The 16144-nt window shown below is 41.3% G+C and carries 15 protein-coding genes; 6 read left to right on the top strand and 9 right to left on the bottom strand.

What is annotated here, in order from left to right; all coding sequences use genetic code 11:
* Nucleotides 1-35: 35 nt before the first annotated feature.
* Nucleotides 36-707 (top strand): YoaK family protein, encoded by a 672-nt coding sequence (locus HCZ11_RS01780; protein WP_130052791.1) that lies wholly within the window; start codon nt 36-38, stop codon nt 705-707.
* On the opposite strand, the gene HCZ11_RS01785 is transcribed toward HCZ11_RS01780, so the two are convergent.
* Nucleotides 697-1605 carry an AraC family transcriptional regulator gene (locus HCZ11_RS01785; RefSeq protein WP_167657472.1) on the bottom strand — a complete coding sequence of 303 codons (909 nt, stop codon included), beginning with the start codon at nt 1603-1605 and terminating at the stop codon, nt 697-699. The two genes, HCZ11_RS01780 and HCZ11_RS01785, sit on opposite strands and share 11 nt — an antisense overlap.
* A 177-nt stretch (nt 1606-1782) precedes the next feature.
* Between HCZ11_RS01785 and HCZ11_RS01790 the strand changes: the two genes are divergently transcribed.
* Nucleotides 1783-3303, top strand: coding sequence for an aldehyde dehydrogenase family protein (locus HCZ11_RS01790; RefSeq protein WP_130052789.1), 1521 nt, complete (start codon nt 1783-1785; stop codon nt 3301-3303).
* Nucleotides 3304-3432: 129 nt separating this feature from the next.
* Entirely contained in the window at nt 3433-3918 is a 486-nt protein-coding gene (locus HCZ11_RS01795; RefSeq protein WP_167657473.1) for a GNAT family N-acetyltransferase, read from the top strand.
* Between the two features lie 293 nt (nt 3919-4211).
* Here HCZ11_RS01795 and HCZ11_RS01800 read toward each other — a convergent pair whose 3' ends face one another.
* Nucleotides 4212-4685, bottom strand: a complete 474-nt coding sequence (locus tag HCZ11_RS01800) for a hypothetical protein (protein WP_130052787.1) — start codon at nt 4683-4685, stop codon at nt 4212-4214.
* A gap of 206 nt (nt 4686-4891) precedes the next feature.
* Here HCZ11_RS01800 and HCZ11_RS01805 point away from each other — a divergent pair, with 206 nt between their 5' ends.
* The 3 genes from HCZ11_RS01805 to map all read left to right on the top strand — a co-directional run bounded on the left by HCZ11_RS01805 (nt 4892) and on the right by map (nt 7430).
* Nucleotides 4892-6376 carry a S41 family peptidase gene (locus HCZ11_RS01805; protein WP_167657474.1) on the top strand — a complete coding sequence of 495 codons (1485 nt, stop codon included), beginning with the start codon at nt 4892-4894 and terminating at the stop codon, nt 6374-6376.
* A 72-nt stretch (nt 6377-6448) separates the two neighbouring features.
* The gene (locus HCZ11_RS01810) at nt 6449-6655 is read left to right on the top strand and encodes a ParD-like family protein (RefSeq protein ID WP_119853080.1); all 207 of its coding nucleotides are present in this window, start codon (nt 6449-6451) and stop codon (nt 6653-6655) included.
* Complete coding sequence (gene map, locus HCZ11_RS01815; protein WP_130052785.1) at nt 6648-7430, top strand: type I methionyl aminopeptidase; 783 nt, start codon at nt 6648-6650, stop codon at nt 7428-7430. Before HCZ11_RS01810 ends, map begins: the two co-directional genes overlap by 8 nt.
* A gap of 8 nt (nt 7431-7438) precedes the next feature.
* On the opposite strand, the gene HCZ11_RS01820 is transcribed toward map, so the two are convergent.
* The 7 genes from HCZ11_RS01820 to HCZ11_RS01850 all read right to left on the bottom strand — a co-directional run bounded on the left by HCZ11_RS01820 (nt 7439) and on the right by HCZ11_RS01850 (nt 16116).
* Complete coding sequence (locus tag HCZ11_RS01820) at nt 7439-7900, bottom strand: hypothetical protein (RefSeq protein WP_130052784.1); 462 nt, start codon at nt 7898-7900, stop codon at nt 7439-7441.
* Nucleotides 7901-8011: 111 nt separating this feature from the next.
* A complete protein-coding gene (locus HCZ11_RS01825) occupies nt 8012-9181 on the bottom strand; it encodes a BamA/TamA family outer membrane protein (RefSeq protein ID WP_250662266.1) in 1170 nt (389 codons plus the stop codon).
* 43 nt (nt 9182-9224) lie between these two features.
* A complete protein-coding gene (locus HCZ11_RS01830; protein ID WP_130052783.1) occupies nt 9225-10013 on the bottom strand; it encodes a hypothetical protein in 789 nt (262 codons plus the stop codon).
* Between the two features lie 138 nt (nt 10014-10151).
* Nucleotides 10152-12392, bottom strand: a complete 2241-nt coding sequence (locus tag HCZ11_RS01835; RefSeq protein WP_368484039.1) for a multiheme c-type cytochrome — start codon at nt 12390-12392, stop codon at nt 10152-10154.
* Between the two features lie 123 nt (nt 12393-12515).
* Nucleotides 12516-13742 (bottom strand): threonine/serine exporter ThrE family protein, encoded by a 1227-nt coding sequence (locus tag HCZ11_RS01840; RefSeq protein WP_082401625.1) that lies wholly within the window; start codon nt 13740-13742, stop codon nt 12516-12518.
* Nucleotides 13743-13891: 149 nt separating this feature from the next.
* Nucleotides 13892-15112 (bottom strand): glycosyltransferase family 4 protein, encoded by a 1221-nt coding sequence (locus HCZ11_RS01845; protein ID WP_167657475.1) that lies wholly within the window; start codon nt 15110-15112, stop codon nt 13892-13894.
* Nucleotides 15109-16116, bottom strand: a complete 1008-nt coding sequence (locus HCZ11_RS01850; protein WP_130052781.1) for a LacI family DNA-binding transcriptional regulator — start codon at nt 16114-16116, stop codon at nt 15109-15111. Before HCZ11_RS01850 ends, HCZ11_RS01845 begins: the two co-directional genes overlap by 4 nt.
* Between the last annotated feature and the right edge of the window lie 28 nt (nt 16117-16144).

Genomic DNA, 16144 nt, shown 5'->3' on the forward strand with positions numbered 1-16144 from the left:
GAATGAGTAAGAGAGCAAAAAAAGGCGAGTAGCGAGTGATTTCTAAGTTACCAAAGTGGGTTGAGATTGGGGCATTTATTTTGGCGTTGGTAGCCGGTTGCGTGAATGCAGTTGGGTTACTTAGTTTTGAACATCAAGCTGTATCACATTTATCAGGAACTGCAACTTTGCTTGGCGCAGATCTAATGCATGGCAATAGCCTTGATGCTTTACATTTATTAGGCGTATTACTGTCATTTTTAGTAGGTTCTGGTATTGCAGGGTTTTTACTGCATAGCTCTGCACTTAAATTAGGTCGTCACTACGACACCGCATTATTAATCGAAGCAGGGCTTTTATTAGGCGCACTTTGGCTATTGTTTAATGGCTCTGGTTATGGGCACTTTTTGGCCTCTGCGGCATGTGGATTACAAAACGCATTGGCAACGACCTACAGTGGTGCAATCGTTCGTACCACTCATGTGACAGGGATCTTTACTGATTTAGGTATTATGTTTGGTCGTTTTTTCCGAGGTGAGGAGCTTGATAAGCGTAAGGCTAAGCTATTTGGCCTAATCATCTTCGGCTTTATTTTAGGTGGCTTATCAGGTGCATGGTTATTTGCAAAATTTAGCTTTTCGGCGCTTTATGTACCAAGTATTATATGTATTTTATTGGCATTGACCTATCGGGTTTATACTCGTTGCAATCCTAGGTTTAATGGTTAGCGATACTCTTTGGGGTTGCGCCAAAGGCTTGTTTAAACACACGACTAAAATGGCTCGGGTTATTAAAACCTAATTGATAACAAACCTGACTAATAGCCTCACCTTTTTCGAGCAGTTTGTATGCTTTTTGTAAGCGTAATTGCTGCTGCCAAAGAGCTGGGGTGACACCAAATGCTAGCTTAAATTGCTGATAAAACTTACTGCGGCTCATACACGCTATCTTACATAACACATCAATATCAATATTCTCTGCGAGATGTTGTTCTATATAGCTAATTACATGGCTCATTGGAGTTGCAAGTTTACCTTTCTTACAGCTTGCGATCATTAAATCTCGGCTTTGTTGCTGTAATAGGCGGGTTATTAACTCATTGAGTGATAGATCAATTAAGTAATCACGGTGTTGTTCATTTTCGCTAAACAGGGTAATCATCCGTTCAAGCAGTTGTTGGGTTTGCAGGTTATGCTGTGTATGGACTAGCTTCGTTTGATATTGGAAAAAGTCATCTTGTGTAATTTGCTGATTAAAATTAAGTATATCGACTACTTGGCTTATTTTGTCTGTACTAATTTCAATCGCTAAACAGGTTGTTGGTTGGTTGAGCGAAGCATTTGGAAAATCGATTAATACACCTTGCTCTGGGGCCAGTACAAATGACTGGTTTGGCAAGAACTCTTCATGATAATCACTGTCAGCAACATGCATGATTTTTTTGCCACTGATCATGCCGCAAAATAATAATTCAGTGGAATGCAGCGCTACTTTTTGCGCATCTAAATAGGTGTCGTAAATACTTAATTCTGCATGCTCTCCAGCAAAACTTACTTTATTTTCAATAAGCACATCAATAAGTTGCCGTTTCTTATCTAAACTTCTGCTGCTAACTGATGTGTTCATTGTTGCCTCGCTGTCGCCCTAAATTCTGGACAAATAGTCAAAAAGTCTGGACTAGGAATCAAGTGTACTTCTATTAACTAAGCTAACTTCAAAAGCTAGCGGTTCATTAAACAATAACCTACCGCGTAATTTAGTCAATGCTAAATAAAACACAACAATTTGAAGAGAGAACACATTATGATTTATGCAAACCCAGGTAGTGAAGGCGCAAAAGTTAATTTTAAAGCGCAATACGAGAATTATATTGGTGGCCAATGGGTTGCCCCTGTAAAAGGAGAATACTTTGAAAACATCAGCCCTGTGAACGGTAAAGTGTTTTGTAAAGTACCTCGTTCATCAAAAGAAGATATCGAGCTGGCACTTGATAAAGCCCATGATGCAAAAGCAGCGTGGGGAACAACGTCAGTCACAGAGCGCAGTAATATCTTATTAAAAATAGCCGATCGCATTGAACAAAATCTAGAGATGCTCGCGGTTGCAGAAACCTGGGATAATGGTAAAGCAATTCGTGAAACTCTGGCGGCAGACGTGCCATTAGCGGCCGATCACTTTCGCTATTTCGCAGGCTGTGTTCGCGCACAAGAAGGCTCAATTGGTGAGATTGACGAAACCACCGTTGCGTATCATTTCCATGAGCCTCTGGGTGTAGTAGGGCAAATTATTCCTTGGAATTTCCCATTGCTAATGGCTGCATGGAAGCTTGCTCCAGCTCTTGCTGCGGGCAACTGTGTTGTTTTAAAACCGGCTGAACAAACACCTGCATCAATTTTAGTGCTGCTTGAAGTCATCGGTGATTTGTTACCAGCAGGTGTTCTAAATATTGTGAACGGTTATGGTAAAGAAGCTGGCGAAGCCCTCGCAACCAGTACTCGAATTGCTAAAATTGCCTTTACAGGTTCAACGCCGGTAGGTTCACATATTTTAAAATGTGCTGCTGATAATATTATTCCATCAACGGTCGAACTAGGTGGTAAATCGCCAAATATCTTTTTTAATGATGTAATGGAAAAAGACGATGAGTTTTTGAGTAAAGCTATAGAAGGGGCTGTACTTGCATACTTTAATCAAGGCGAAGTTTGTACCTGTCCATCGCGTTTATTTATTCAAGAAGACATTTACGAGCAGTTTATTGAGCGTGTTCTTGCCCGCACTTTACAAATTAAACGTGGTAACCCACTTGATACAGAAACCATGGTCGGCGCACAAGCATCGCAAGCTCAGTTTGATAAGATCCTAAGTTACATCGAAATTGGTAAACAAGAAGGGGCTGAGGTACTCGCTGGCGGTGAAGTAGAGCAGCTGTCAGATGAGTTTAATGGTGGCTACTACATTCAACCAACACTGTTAAAAGGCACCAACGACATGCGTGTGTTCCAAGAAGAAATCTTTGGCCCCGTTATTTCAATGTCGACCTTTACAGATGAAGAGGAAGCATTAGCGCTTGCCAATAGCTCAGAGTTTGGCTTAGGGGCTGGTGTATGGAGCAGAAATATGAATCGTGCTTATCACTTTGGCCGTAAGATTGAAGCGGGCCGCGTTTGGACAAACTGCTATCACATGTATCCAGCGCACGCTGCGTTCGGCGGATATAAAAAATCAGGCATTGGCCGCGAAACACATAAACTCGCCCTTGATCATTACCAGCAAACTAAAAACCTATTAGTAAGTTACAGTGAAAATCCACTGGGCTTCTTTTAAAAGCAATTTCTTATTGTTGTCGAAACTACCCAAACGCCACGTCTAGTGGCGTTTTTATTTTGCGTAAATGTATTCCCAAATCTTCTTTTCTGTTATTAATAAATCATTGTTGAGTAAGGAATTTCAAACATGATTAGAAATACAACGGCTGATGATAGTAAAGCCATTGCTGCAATTTACAATCACTATGTTCTCAATAGTACGGTTACATTTGAAGTTGATGCTATCACAGACGTTGAAATAGCAAAGCGGATACAGGTTAATCTTGCCTCTGGCTTACCTTGGTTGGTTGCCGAAATTAATGGCAAGGTTATTGGATATTGTTATGCAACACCTTGGAAAGCACGTAAAGCTTACCAACACTCAGTGGAAATTTCGATTTATTTAGATGCTGGTAGTCATGCAAAAGGGGTTGGTACACAGCTCTACGCTGCACTGTTTGCTCAGCTAAAAGCGCAAAATGTACATGCTGTTATGGCAGGGATTGCATTACCTAATGTAGCAAGTATCGCCTTGCATGAAAAATATAATATGCAAAAGGTCGCGCATTTCCAGCAAGTTGGAAAAAAGTTCGCTCAGTGGGTTGATGTAGCTTATTGGCAAGTTATTTTATAACGGGCATAAAAAAGCCTGGCGAACACACAAGCCAGGCCTTTGACAACAATTTGGTTGAGTCACCGCAAGTGCCATGACTCGGAATAAAAAAGCTTAGAGAACACACAAACTAAGCTTTTGACAACAATTTGGTTGAGTCACCGCAAGTGCCATGACTCGGAATAAAAAAGCTTAGAGAACACACAAGCTAAGCTTTTGACAACAATTTGGTTGAGTCACCGCAAGTGCCATGACTCGATATATGAAAAAGCCCAGAGAACACACAAGCTAGACTTTTTGTGACAACAATTCCGTTATAAAGCTAAGTTTTTCTTAGCGCGGTTTAGGTTGTGATTGACTAAATCATTACCCGATATTTTTACCGCTTCATAAAAATCTGACAGTGCAGCTGTGTCGTTTTTCGACATGATGCGTGCGATACCTCGATTACTTAAAGCGAAAGAAGTTAGCTCTCGGCGTTTATATCCGCGTACTTCGCTTGTATTAAGAAGCTTGATAGCTTCAGTACAAAGTGATTCTGCATCGCTGAAGTTTTTAGACTTCACACTTGCTGCGCAACGATTGAATGCAAGTTCGTATTGGCTGTTTGAGTCAGTCGCTTGAGCTGTGCTATTTAACACTGCATCATATTGGCCTTGCATAATTGCTTGCGATGAATCTGAGTCGCTAATTACCATTAGTTTGTAGTCACTTTGATCAGCGATTGCAAAAGCTGAACATGTCAATAAAGAGCTAAGAGCAAGTCGTTTTAAAAGTGGTTTAAACATGATTGGTTTCCTCGTTAATCGCAGCATCGTTTGCTGATGAGTTAACTTTAGAGTAATCCATCTAAATCGACAAACGATTAAAATAAACCTGATAGATGAATTTTTTTAATCTATTCATATGTGAAGTACTTTTCATTGCCACAACAATGTCTTAGTGATTAAATAGGGTGTTTTTTGAACATAATGACTATTTAAAATGGATTTTTATGAAACGCTTGGCGCTTTACTCATCACTTATCTTTACAGCTCTTAACTTTAGCCCACTTAGTGTGGACATATGTCGCGCCAATGAGGCTAATACAGTAATTAACTCTGAAATTAATTGGTCTGAGCTTGCTATAAAAGATGTTGAAGCGGCTTATCAGTTATCGGTCATAAACCACCCTGGGATGCATGATGTGCGTAACCCTGGATTTGTAAAACAGCTCGAAAAAGCAAAGCAAGAAGGCTTAAAGCTGGCTGTAAAAGCGCATAGTTCACAAGGTTTTTCTGCAGCTATTGCACGTTTTAGAACCATACTACAAGATGGTCATGCGGGAGCGGTTGATACCTTACCAAGTGAACTAAAGCCACAAAGAAGTTGGCCGGGCTTTTCAACTGTTTGGCGCGGTGATGCGTTGAAAGTGTATTACAGCGAACTAGATACAGTTGCCAAAGGCGATAAGCTCGTGAGCTGTGATAATAAAGCAATTGATACTTTGCTAGTTGAGCGTGTTTTTCGCTATTACGGAGAAGTAGAACAACCCGGTAGTTGGTGGAACCATGGTTGGCGACTAGCGATTGATGATGGAAATCCATTTTTGTCGCCTCTTGAGCGCTGCACTTTCGAAAAAGCCGACGGCTCTGCTTACAGCTTAAAGTTAAACTGGCGTATTAGGCCTGATACTGTCAGTGAAAATCTTAAAAATGCTTACAACGGCGATAAGTTACCAATTGAGCTTAATTGGCCTTTAGAGGATATTGCTTGGATCAGCATGCCAACTTTTGCACCCAATGAGCAGCAGCAAGCGGATTATCAAGCGATGCTGAGCGCTATTGAACAGCAACATGATAAGTTAATGCAAGCTAAAGCTGTGGTGCTTGATCTTCGTCATAATCAAGGTGGCTCATCGATGTGGAGTGAGCAAATAGCCTCAGCACTTTGGGGCAGTGAACAGTTTAAATATGGCCGCTATGAGTTACACAAAAATACCCAAGTGTGGTGGCGAACTTCTAAAGGTAATACTGACTATTTAGGTGATGTAGTCGCAAGCTATGATAAGGCTAGCCCGTGGTATCAATGGCTAAAGACGACCCACGAAAGTATGCAGGCGGCTTATGAAAAGGGTGAACATTATTATGTCGAGATACCTGCAGCAGAGCGACAAGCAATGCCAAAAAATGCCAGCAAATTTACTACACCGGTTTATGTGATTGTGCCAGGGCAATGTGCTAGCGCCTGTTTAGATGCACTGGATAGTTTTAAGCTGTTTGCAAACACACAATTAGTAGGCGCACCAAGTAGTACAGACTCTACCTATATGGAAGTGAGGCTCGAAACCTTACCTTCAGGCTTTGCTAAAGTCATTCTGCCGATAAAGGTCTATGTAAATAGACCACGTGAAAAAGGCTTTTATTATCAACCTGATATTAAATTCAATGAGCTTGAATGGACAACACAAGCGCTTGTTAAAATGATAGCTGAGTTGTAATTAAACAAGTTCTCCTTGCTTTTTTATATAATATGAATACGATCTGTATATGTTTTATATATAGGTCATATGATGGGTATTGTTAAAATTAGCGATGAGCTACACGAAGAAATCCGTAAAGCAAGTACAGCGATGGTGCGCTCAATTAACTCGCAATCTGAGTATTGGATTAAAATAGGCATGCTTGCTGAGCTTAATCCTACCATGACCTACAGCGATATTATTAAAGAGCAACTTCGCCAAGCTGATGTGAAGGCTAAGGATGTAAGTGATGAGTAAGGTTGTGATTAAAGATGCAGATGAAATTGCTTTGATGCGAGAGTCTGGTCGATTACTTGCTGATGTATTTGCTTATCTTGACCCTTTAGTAAAAGAGGGCGTGACTACAATGGAAATAAACGATCTCGTTGAACGCTACATTGTTGAGCAGTTACAAGCAAGGCCATCAAGTAAAGGGCAGTACGACTACCCTTATGTATTAAATGCCTCTGTGAATGAGGTGGTATGTCATGGTTTTCCAAGCGACAAAGGCATTTTGAAAGCAGGCGATATTGTGAATATTGATATCACTCTCGAGAAAAATGGCTATTTAGCTGACTCTAGCAAAATGTACTTAATTGGTGATGTATCGCCTTTAGCAAAACGTTTGGTAGACACCACCCAGCAAGCCCTGTGGCACGCAATTAAAATGGTAAAACCAGGTGTGAGGCTGGGGGATATTGGTAATGCGATTGCAAATTTTGCTCATCAACATGGTTATAGTGTGGTTAAAGAGTACTGTGGTCATGGCATCGGCCAGCAAATGCACGAAGAGCCACAAGTATTACATTACGGCAAGAAAAATACGGGGCTTGTACTAAAAGAGGGGATGACCTTTACGATAGAGCCAATGATCAATCAAGGGGCAGCTAAGGTAAAAACTAAGCCAGATGGTTGGACTGTAGTTACAAAAGATAAAAAGCTTTCTGCGCAATGGGAGCATACTTTAGCGGTAACGGCTGAGGGGGTTGAAGTGTTGACCTTGCGTGAAGAAGAGCAACACTTTTTAAACTAAATTGTGTATTAACAGGCTAATTCAGTAACAGACTCTTCTGCTAACCAGTTTAGGGCCGCTGTTTTTGACTTAAACACATTCATTACCATGCCTGCTCGTTTATACAAATTGCAGTAGGTATCGGTAAGTAAGCTTCCGCCTTCAAGCCCCTCTTTGATGACAAAGGCTGTTTTTGCTGGTGCAATGCCTTTACGTCGCAGTTCTACAAAGTACACCATTAGCTTTTCGAGTGCCCCAGGAGTTGCCATGCATGAGTTTTCAAACTCAACCAATTCAAACCATTGGCCATAATCAGTGGTGAGTTTATTAATGTAATCTTTTTGCATAAAAGAGTGCGCGTCAATAATTTCTTCGTTGAAAGGCCCTATGGCAGTCGTTAAAAGAGTATGTTCATGTTGATAAAACTCGACAAGGCCATGTGGTTTAAAATCTTTGAATGGATAATGGTTGGTTGATACTTTTTTATGCATCCGTTCAATCCCTGAATGTTTATTGAGCTATTGATAATAGCAGTGAAACAAATTAATTCAATCTTTAGGTTTAATCAGTTATTAAAATAATAACAAAAGTATTAGTTTCGATTACCAAGTAGAACCCGCCTGAATGTAAATTGCGTTTTGTTCAGGGCCATGCGCAACATCTATGCCTATGCTAATACCGTAATGTTCATCAATTAAATAACGAAAGCCTGCGCCAACAGTATCAATGGTTTCAGCCTTAGATAAATCAGAAAAATTATCGGCAGCCCAGCCCATGCCAGTAAATAAATTAAGCTTTATTTTCTGCGTAACTTTATAACTTGCTTCTGCTTCGGCCACAAACACATCAAGGCCTTGATATCGAGTTGCAGATACACCCCGTAAGCTAATACTTGGTGGAATATAAACCGGTAAGCGTTTTTTACCACGGTTATTTACTGAGTCATATTGCATGCGCAGGGCAAAGTTAAATTTATCGGTGTAACGCCAGTAATTTAAGGCGGTAAGCTTTAGGCTGGTGTAATCAACCTTACTGCCAATAGCCTCATCATAATATAAATATTCGGCCTTATAGTTAAAGCCCCGCTCTGGGTTCAGCGGGTTATCTCGGCTATCGTATTCTAGTAACGGACCAATGCCTGAGGTATTTACATCAAGCGATAGATGTTCCTTGATAATATCATTTTCGAGCAGAAAATCTTCGATAGGGTTTTCGGCTAAGCTAATATCAACTTGACGATATATCTGCTTAAAGCCATAAAAGAAGTTACTGTCGTCATAACGTAACTTAAGGTTTTGAAACACCGCAGGGCCTTCAATATTCAACGATAAAGGTGTAAGCAGTTTAATCTCGTCAAAGGTGTAAAAATCAAGGTTTATACTCGCCCAGCCAACAATCCCTTGATAGCGAATTCGGTCTTCATCCCAAAACGTAATGTGGCCAACAGCGCCGCCTTTGGTACCATTTTTAGTGCCCATTAGGCCTACTAAACTGATGCTTTGTGGCAGGGTCGAGCCTTCTTTTTTCTTCTTTTTAGCTTTCTTTTCGTTGTCATGAAAAAATAAACCAACGACCCCAAGGCCTGGCCCTACAGCAGGCTCTGTAATAAAGGTTGGTATAGGAAGAAATGAAATAGGTTCATCAACTTTTTGTTGTTGATTACTTAATTGCTGCTCTGCGGGTTTTATTGCATATTGATCATAACTCGATGCAAAGCTTTGTGTGCTGAGCAAACTTGCTGTAAGCATATTTATTAGTACAACGTTTTTCACTTAATCCCTTACCTTGTTGTTTCTTTTTACTTCACATTTTAATTTATAGCTGATAGTTAAATTCGAGACGATGATCGCCATCTAAGAAGTCAAGGTTTTCGTTCCAGTTTGCGAAATAGCGTAGATTCATACGTGGGTTAATTTGATAACTGGCTGCAAATTCGTGAGTCAAAATATGGCTTTGGTTTAAACCATAATAGTGATCTTTATAGTTATCGCTTCCGCCGATAGTTGTTAGCCAAAATGGATTGTAGTTAAGCCAAATTTTATCGTTAATAGTAATTTTTGCGTACATACCCACTAAACCATATGCACCCATAATGGAATAACCACTGTCACGACTGCCGTCATCTTCTAGGGTATTTTCACCCAGCGATGCACCGACCCCAGCTAATGGGTAAAACGTAAAGCGTCCCATAGGTTTAAGGGCTTTAATGTAGCTATATGAGACATCCATGCTTTCGTCAGCAACAAGGTTGGCATTGAGGTTATAGTTAGCATCAATCTGTGTTGCACTCATTGAGCTTAAGTCAACCGAGAAATTACGAAAGCGAAATGAGTCAATAGAATCTGTCGTTCTGCTATCGCTTTCCCAACCAAGCACATCACCATAAATACCTTTGACTTCAATAACATTCATGCCAGCAGTTGTAGCTATACCTGTATCGTATGCTTGACCCACTTTAAAATTAAGGCCCTTGTTTGTCGCACCGGTACCGGCTTGTGTATAAACAGCCAGTGGATCAGACATGTCTTGTACTTCTTTTTGTTCAGTTGCAAAGCATGAAGCTGAGAAAATGAGGATAAGTGGAGTAAATTGAAGAGAAGTCATGTGCTGTCCTTACACAAAATATTAGAATAGATATACTTTCTTTCGCTACTTATAGCTTATTTATTAATCGAGTTCAATTGTCTAAAGCATATAATACTTGCTAAATTTAAAAAGCTTCTTTTAGCCTCTAACTATCAATTAATTGATGCTATTCATCATTTCTAGTTGCTTAACAAATTGCTGAACTTGTTGGTTGCCAGGTACTAAACGAGCGAGGTTTCTTGCATAAAACAGCGCTTGGCTGTAGTTCTCTTCTGCCACATACCACTGCGCCAAACTGTAGTTAATATCAGGGTTATTCGGTGTTAGATTAAAAGCACGCTCAAGGGCTGATATTGCTGCTGGCATATTACCTAAATCTTGTAGCAGCAGCGCATAAGTATACTGGTAGCTTGCATTATCTTCTGCGAACTGGGCAGCTTTTTTTAAATGTGTAAGTGCTATGTCTTTTTGTTTGGAGCGAATAAGGCTCATGGCGAGGGCATAATGAATATCGGCGCTTTCTATATTAACCGTTAAGCCTTGTTTTAAGATTTTTTGCGCTGCCTTCTCATCGCCTTGATTGCGGTATAGATCAGCTAAGTTAACATAAGCAGGAGCAAAAATAGGCTCAATACTGATTGCTTGTAAGTAATGTGCTTTGGCTTGCTCTGGTTCTTGTAATGTGAGCGCAAGATTACCTAAATTGGTATGTGAGTAGCCGCGCTCGGCTTGGTATTGTTGGAGGCCTTTGTATTCATCAAGCGCTGCATTTAACCGTTTACTGTCTTGCACATTAAGACCGGCCGGAAACGGTTGAATTAACATGGCCGACAGAGCTCTTGCGGCTTCGGTTCTGATTGGTAAATGCTCATCATCAAGCAATGGGTTTAACAGGCGCCAGCGCTGGTTTATATCAAGCGGCATCGCTGCTTCAATCGCAGCTTGACGCTTTAAGGGCTCGCTGTCTTTTACTGAGCGAGCAATCGCAACAACGGCATTATTATCGGGACTTGCTGCTAAACGGCTCAGTGCTGATGCACGGATAATCTCAGGGAAATTTTTATCTTGCACTATTTTAGTCAGCATAGTTGACGCATTAGGCAGGCGGTTATCTGCCGCATAAAACGCCTCAGAAAAATGCGCAGTGCCAAGATGTTTTGAATTTGGATGCCAGTCTTTCATTTTTGCGACGGCCCATTGTGGTGTTTTATCTTCATGGCAACTATTACACGCATTAGGGGCATTGGTTTTTAATGTTAAATCTGGGCGAGGTACTCTAAAACTGTGGTCACGTCTGGCGTCTACTTGCATATAGGTGGTCGCGGGCATATGACAATCGACACATTGGCTACCCATACTTGCCATTTTATGGCCGTGATGTTTTGGTGTATCGAACATCTCTTGACTATGACATTGCGTACAGGTTTGATTGCCCGGTAGCTTTAATTTACCCGAATGAGGGTTATGACAGTTACTACAGGTTACCCCCGCGTTGAACATTTTACTTTGTAAAAATGAACCCCATACATAGTCTTCATCCCATACTTGACCATCAACGTGGTAAAGCTCAGGAGTGAGTAATGAGCCTTGAAAGCTTTGTAAAAAACTATGCGGGTCTTTGCGGTCATCAAGCTGTGAGCGCCGAGCATGACAGGTTGCACAGACTTGCACTTGATCGCTTTTTACAAGTGGCTGTACGCTTTGCATCCTGCCATCGGCTTGTTGAGAAAAAAGCGGGGTTTGCTTTTTAATGTTATGAGTAAAGCCTTTATCGGCAATGCTGCTATCGCCATCAGCCCATTTCAAATGAGCTTGGGTATCACCATGACACGCTTTGCAGCTCACGTTAATACTTGAGTAACTTGAATCAAAGCTATTCGTTTTAAGGTCAAATTGTTTTTTGAAATCAGTTGAGTGGCAATCAGCACACATATGATTCCAGTTTTGGCCTTTTTGCGACCAATGAAATAGGTCATGCTTTTTCTGCTCAGGATGCAGTACAAACCAGCGCTGCCCGCCGTCTGTTTTACTGCGTGAGTCCCACGCAAAGGGAAATAGCTGTATGTGGCCTTTGCCCATATCAAACATGTATTGCTGCAATGGCTCATAGCCAAATGTGTATAAAACAAGGTAGTCAGTCTGCTTGCCATCTAGGTTTGGCATGCTTATAAAAAGTTGTTGGTCTTGTTGATAAAAGCGCGCTTGCTGGCCCTGGTAGTTAAGGGTTTGCTCATTGAAATTACCAAGCACCGAGGTGGGAGTGGCTTTTTCCATAGCATGAAAATGATGGGATGTTTGCCAGTCTTCAACTTGGCTTTGATGACAGTTAATACACTGGGGTTCTGCAAACGCATTAAAGGCGAAAAAGCTGCATAACAGCCAAGCCAATCTTATCACTGAATAAATCCTTTTTATATTTACCACATGCACTTAAGAGTTATATCAGTTTGTTGCTGATAAGCAAAGTCGGCTTATAAAAACGAGGGCGTAAAAAAGCCCGAGAAACTCGGGCTTAGTAAGTTATAAACTTTTCTTCGGTGGCAGCGCGACGTTAGCAAAGATAAGCCCCGCCACTAATGACATGAAAATCAAAAAGGTTTGCTGGCCAATATGGTCTGCATAAACGAAATCTTGGCCTTCTATCAATGAGTTTAAACCAATATAGGTTTTACTACCTGGTACCAATACGATCAGACCTTGCATAGCTACAATGGAGGCTGGAGCATTGACAACGCGGTTGAATAAGTTGCTAAAAACGCCCACGGCTAATGCGCCTACAAATGTGCCTAATGTGTAGTCTAGGTACATGGCTGAACCAATACTTGTACCATACGCTATAAAGCCAGATGCAATAGACCAAACAGCATGCTTTAGCTTGGTTCTAAAAATGACGATTAGGCTGCTACATAGCATGAAAATAGCTAGCCAAGCCGTCCATTTAGGTAAAGGCTCGGGTTGCACAAAGTCACTTTGGCCAAAAATAGCAAAACCAATACCGATACCAATAAAAGCACCAAAATACAGCTTAAACAGCAGCATGAATGAGTCCATAACCCGAGCTGTACCAGACACTAAATGCCTAGCTGCTAACTCTGCTAAACCGAGGGCTAATGCTAAGCCGGGTATAAACACAATGATGGCTGAAAGTACCACCAGTCGTATGTTAATTTGGGCATCAATATAGACACTAATAGCACAGGCTATAATCGCCGATACAATGGCAACTAATGGTTCAAGCATATGTGCAACACGCTTAGAACGCGTTGACCAAAGCACAAATAAATACACAACTAAGGTAATGAGTGCTGACCAAAAAACATCATTCCAACTGGTACCCATCAACATTGCAAACGCGCCACCCGAGGTTGCAAACGCAACGCCGGTCATAAATTTATTATATGGGTTCGGCATGGTGTAAATAATATCGAGCTGTTTATCGACTTCTTGTAACGTCAGCTCCCCATTTAGCATTTTGTTTACTAGGTCATCGGTATCTGCCAGCGAGCCTAAATCATGATCGCCTGGATCAACACGCGCAACATGGGTGTACTCTTCTTCATGGCCATCAGTCCAGATCACAAAAGTCACGGATGTTGGCGACATAACAAAAGATGATTTCAAACCGAGGTAAGTCGCAACTTCCATTAAGTGTGCTTCTAGTCGGTATGCAGGTGTACCGTATTTATGAAGCATTTTGCCAAGCTTCACGATAAATTTTCGTTTTTCAGTAAACGTTGCGGTTTTCAAAGGCGTTTTGAACCAAAGGTTAAATTGTTCAGTTAAGGATAGACCAAAATTCAATAAGATATAGTCTAATAGCTAGACTATATCGCTTAAATTGACCAGCGCGATTTTAGCGACAAAAGCCGCTATGTCTAGTGTTATTTACGGCAAAATTACTTATTTTTTGCTTCAATCCACTGCGCCATGTATTGGGTCGAACGCATGGTGTGATGTTTAAGCATTTGGCCGGTAAAATTTTGCTGTCTATGCTGCGCTAATGACTCACTAATGGCGGTGATTTTAGCGATTAACTGCGACTGAAGTTTTGATTTATCATAATATTTTTGCAATAACTGCTGGCCATTTTGCTGTGCCTCATTAAATAACGCTTCATCTTGATAAAGTGCTACTGCTGCATCTGCAAATTGCTGTGCATCTTCACAGATTGCGCCTGACCATGGCTCATCTTGATGCATGCCTTCACTACCAATAGGAGTTGTTACGCTCGGCGTATGCATGATCATCGCTTCGAGTAACTTACCCTTAATACCAGCCCCAAAACGCAGTGGCGATAAACACACACGGGCATCTTCCATTACTTTATAGGCATCATCTGCCCAGCCCTTAATTAAAAATCCGGTTTTTGGATTGTTAAGCGCTGTTGCCTTTGGTGGCGGGTAAGAGCCATAAATGTGGAGTTCGGTATCGGGTAATTGTTTGCGGATCAGCGGCCAAATCTGTTGTAAGTACAACACTGCATCCCAGTTTGGCGCATGACGAAAATTACCAATAGTCATGAAGTGTTTGCGCTCAGCAAATGTTTTGGTGCTAGTGGGAATATGCTGCAAATCAACCAAAAATGGTAAATGGTGAAGTAGGGCAGAATCGACTTTGAAAACGTCATTGAGTAACTGCATCTCGTAGTGCGAGATAATTAAGCTGATATCTGAGCGCAAAATTGCGGCGATTTCTCGTTTTGCAATATCGCTGTGTAAATCGCTTTGGCTGAACTCCCGGCCTGCTTTATGAGCTTCGTGACGGGCATTTCTTAGACACTGTAAATCTTCTGTATCAAGAATCTTAAGTGCGTTAGGGCAGTATTTATCGACTCGCCAACCGAACTGTTCTTCCATCATAAAGCGGTCAAACATCACAATATCAGGGTTATACGCTTGCACGTACTCATCAAAGCTAGAGCAATTTAATGCAATTACCTGAGTGGTAATGCCATCTTCGCTGAGTTCCACCATATGTTCGGTTTTTTGCGCAGGACTGGCAAATTCAACTTGCCAGTTTTCTGCACGAAAGGCGCGCAGGAGTGACATCATGTGGGTGCCGGCTGCCGACGAATTAGGCTCAGGCCATACATAGCCGATCACTAACACTTTTTTCATTGACTTGAGTCTCGTATTTTTAAGTTAACATCCACCAAGGTGCGAACTGGCGGTGTTGATTTATCTAATAGTTCTTTTAGCACCTGACAGGTGCGTTTACCGATTTCATCGGCATTAATGGCGATGGTTGAAAGAGAAGGCAACATTAAGCGCGAATCTTCTAAGTCATCAAAGCCAATAACCTTGATGTCTTTACCCGGCTCTAGGCCGTGTTGGCGCATAGCTTCAATCGCGCCGTAAGCAATCACATCATTAAAACAGACAATGGCCTTGGTATTCGGTGCTTGTTTTATAAGGGTATTAAAGGCTTCACGGCCACCTTGTCGGTTTGTCGGTGCCTTAATAACGGGTTTTTCGTCAGTGATATTAAATTGCTCAAGCGCAGCTAAAAAACCACTTAAACGTTCATGATAATCAGATATTTCTGCCGTGCCGCCTAAAAAGGCTACCTCTTCAATACCTTGCGATAAAATATGGCTGGTCGAAATATGTGTGCCTTTTTTGTTATCAGGCAAAATACAGGGTGCTGCTGAAAATGGAATTTCACGCATGATATTAATAACCGGAAAACCACTATTTATTAAATCATCTTGCCACTGTTGCTTAGTTCCCGGAGCCGGGCACATAATAAACGCCGATACGTTGTATTCTTTTAAGGTTTTCACCACTTGAGTTTGCCTTTCGACAGACTCCGCAATATTCACCAGCATTGGCAGCATGCCAAGCTCAAAGATGTGTTTTTCGAGTCCAACAGCAAGTTGAGCTGAATAAGGGTTGGTTAAGTCATTTATAACCAGCGCGACTAAGTTTGAGCGCTTGCTACGAAGTGCTGCAGCATCACGGTTATACACGTAGCCAAGCTTATCAATGGCAGCCAGTACTTTTTCTTTACTTTTTTTACTGACCTTATCACTGTTGGTAAGGACCAAAGACACCGTTGATTTTGAAACGTGTGCTTGTTCAGCAACATCCCAAATTGTGACTTTGCCTGTCGATTTTTTCATTTTTATTAGCAAAAAGTGGCGAATAGAG

The organism is Pseudoalteromonas sp. HF66, from assembly GCF_011806445.1.
In the GTDB taxonomy this organism is placed as follows: domain Bacteria; phylum Pseudomonadota; class Gammaproteobacteria; order Enterobacterales; family Alteromonadaceae; genus Pseudoalteromonas; species Pseudoalteromonas apostichopi.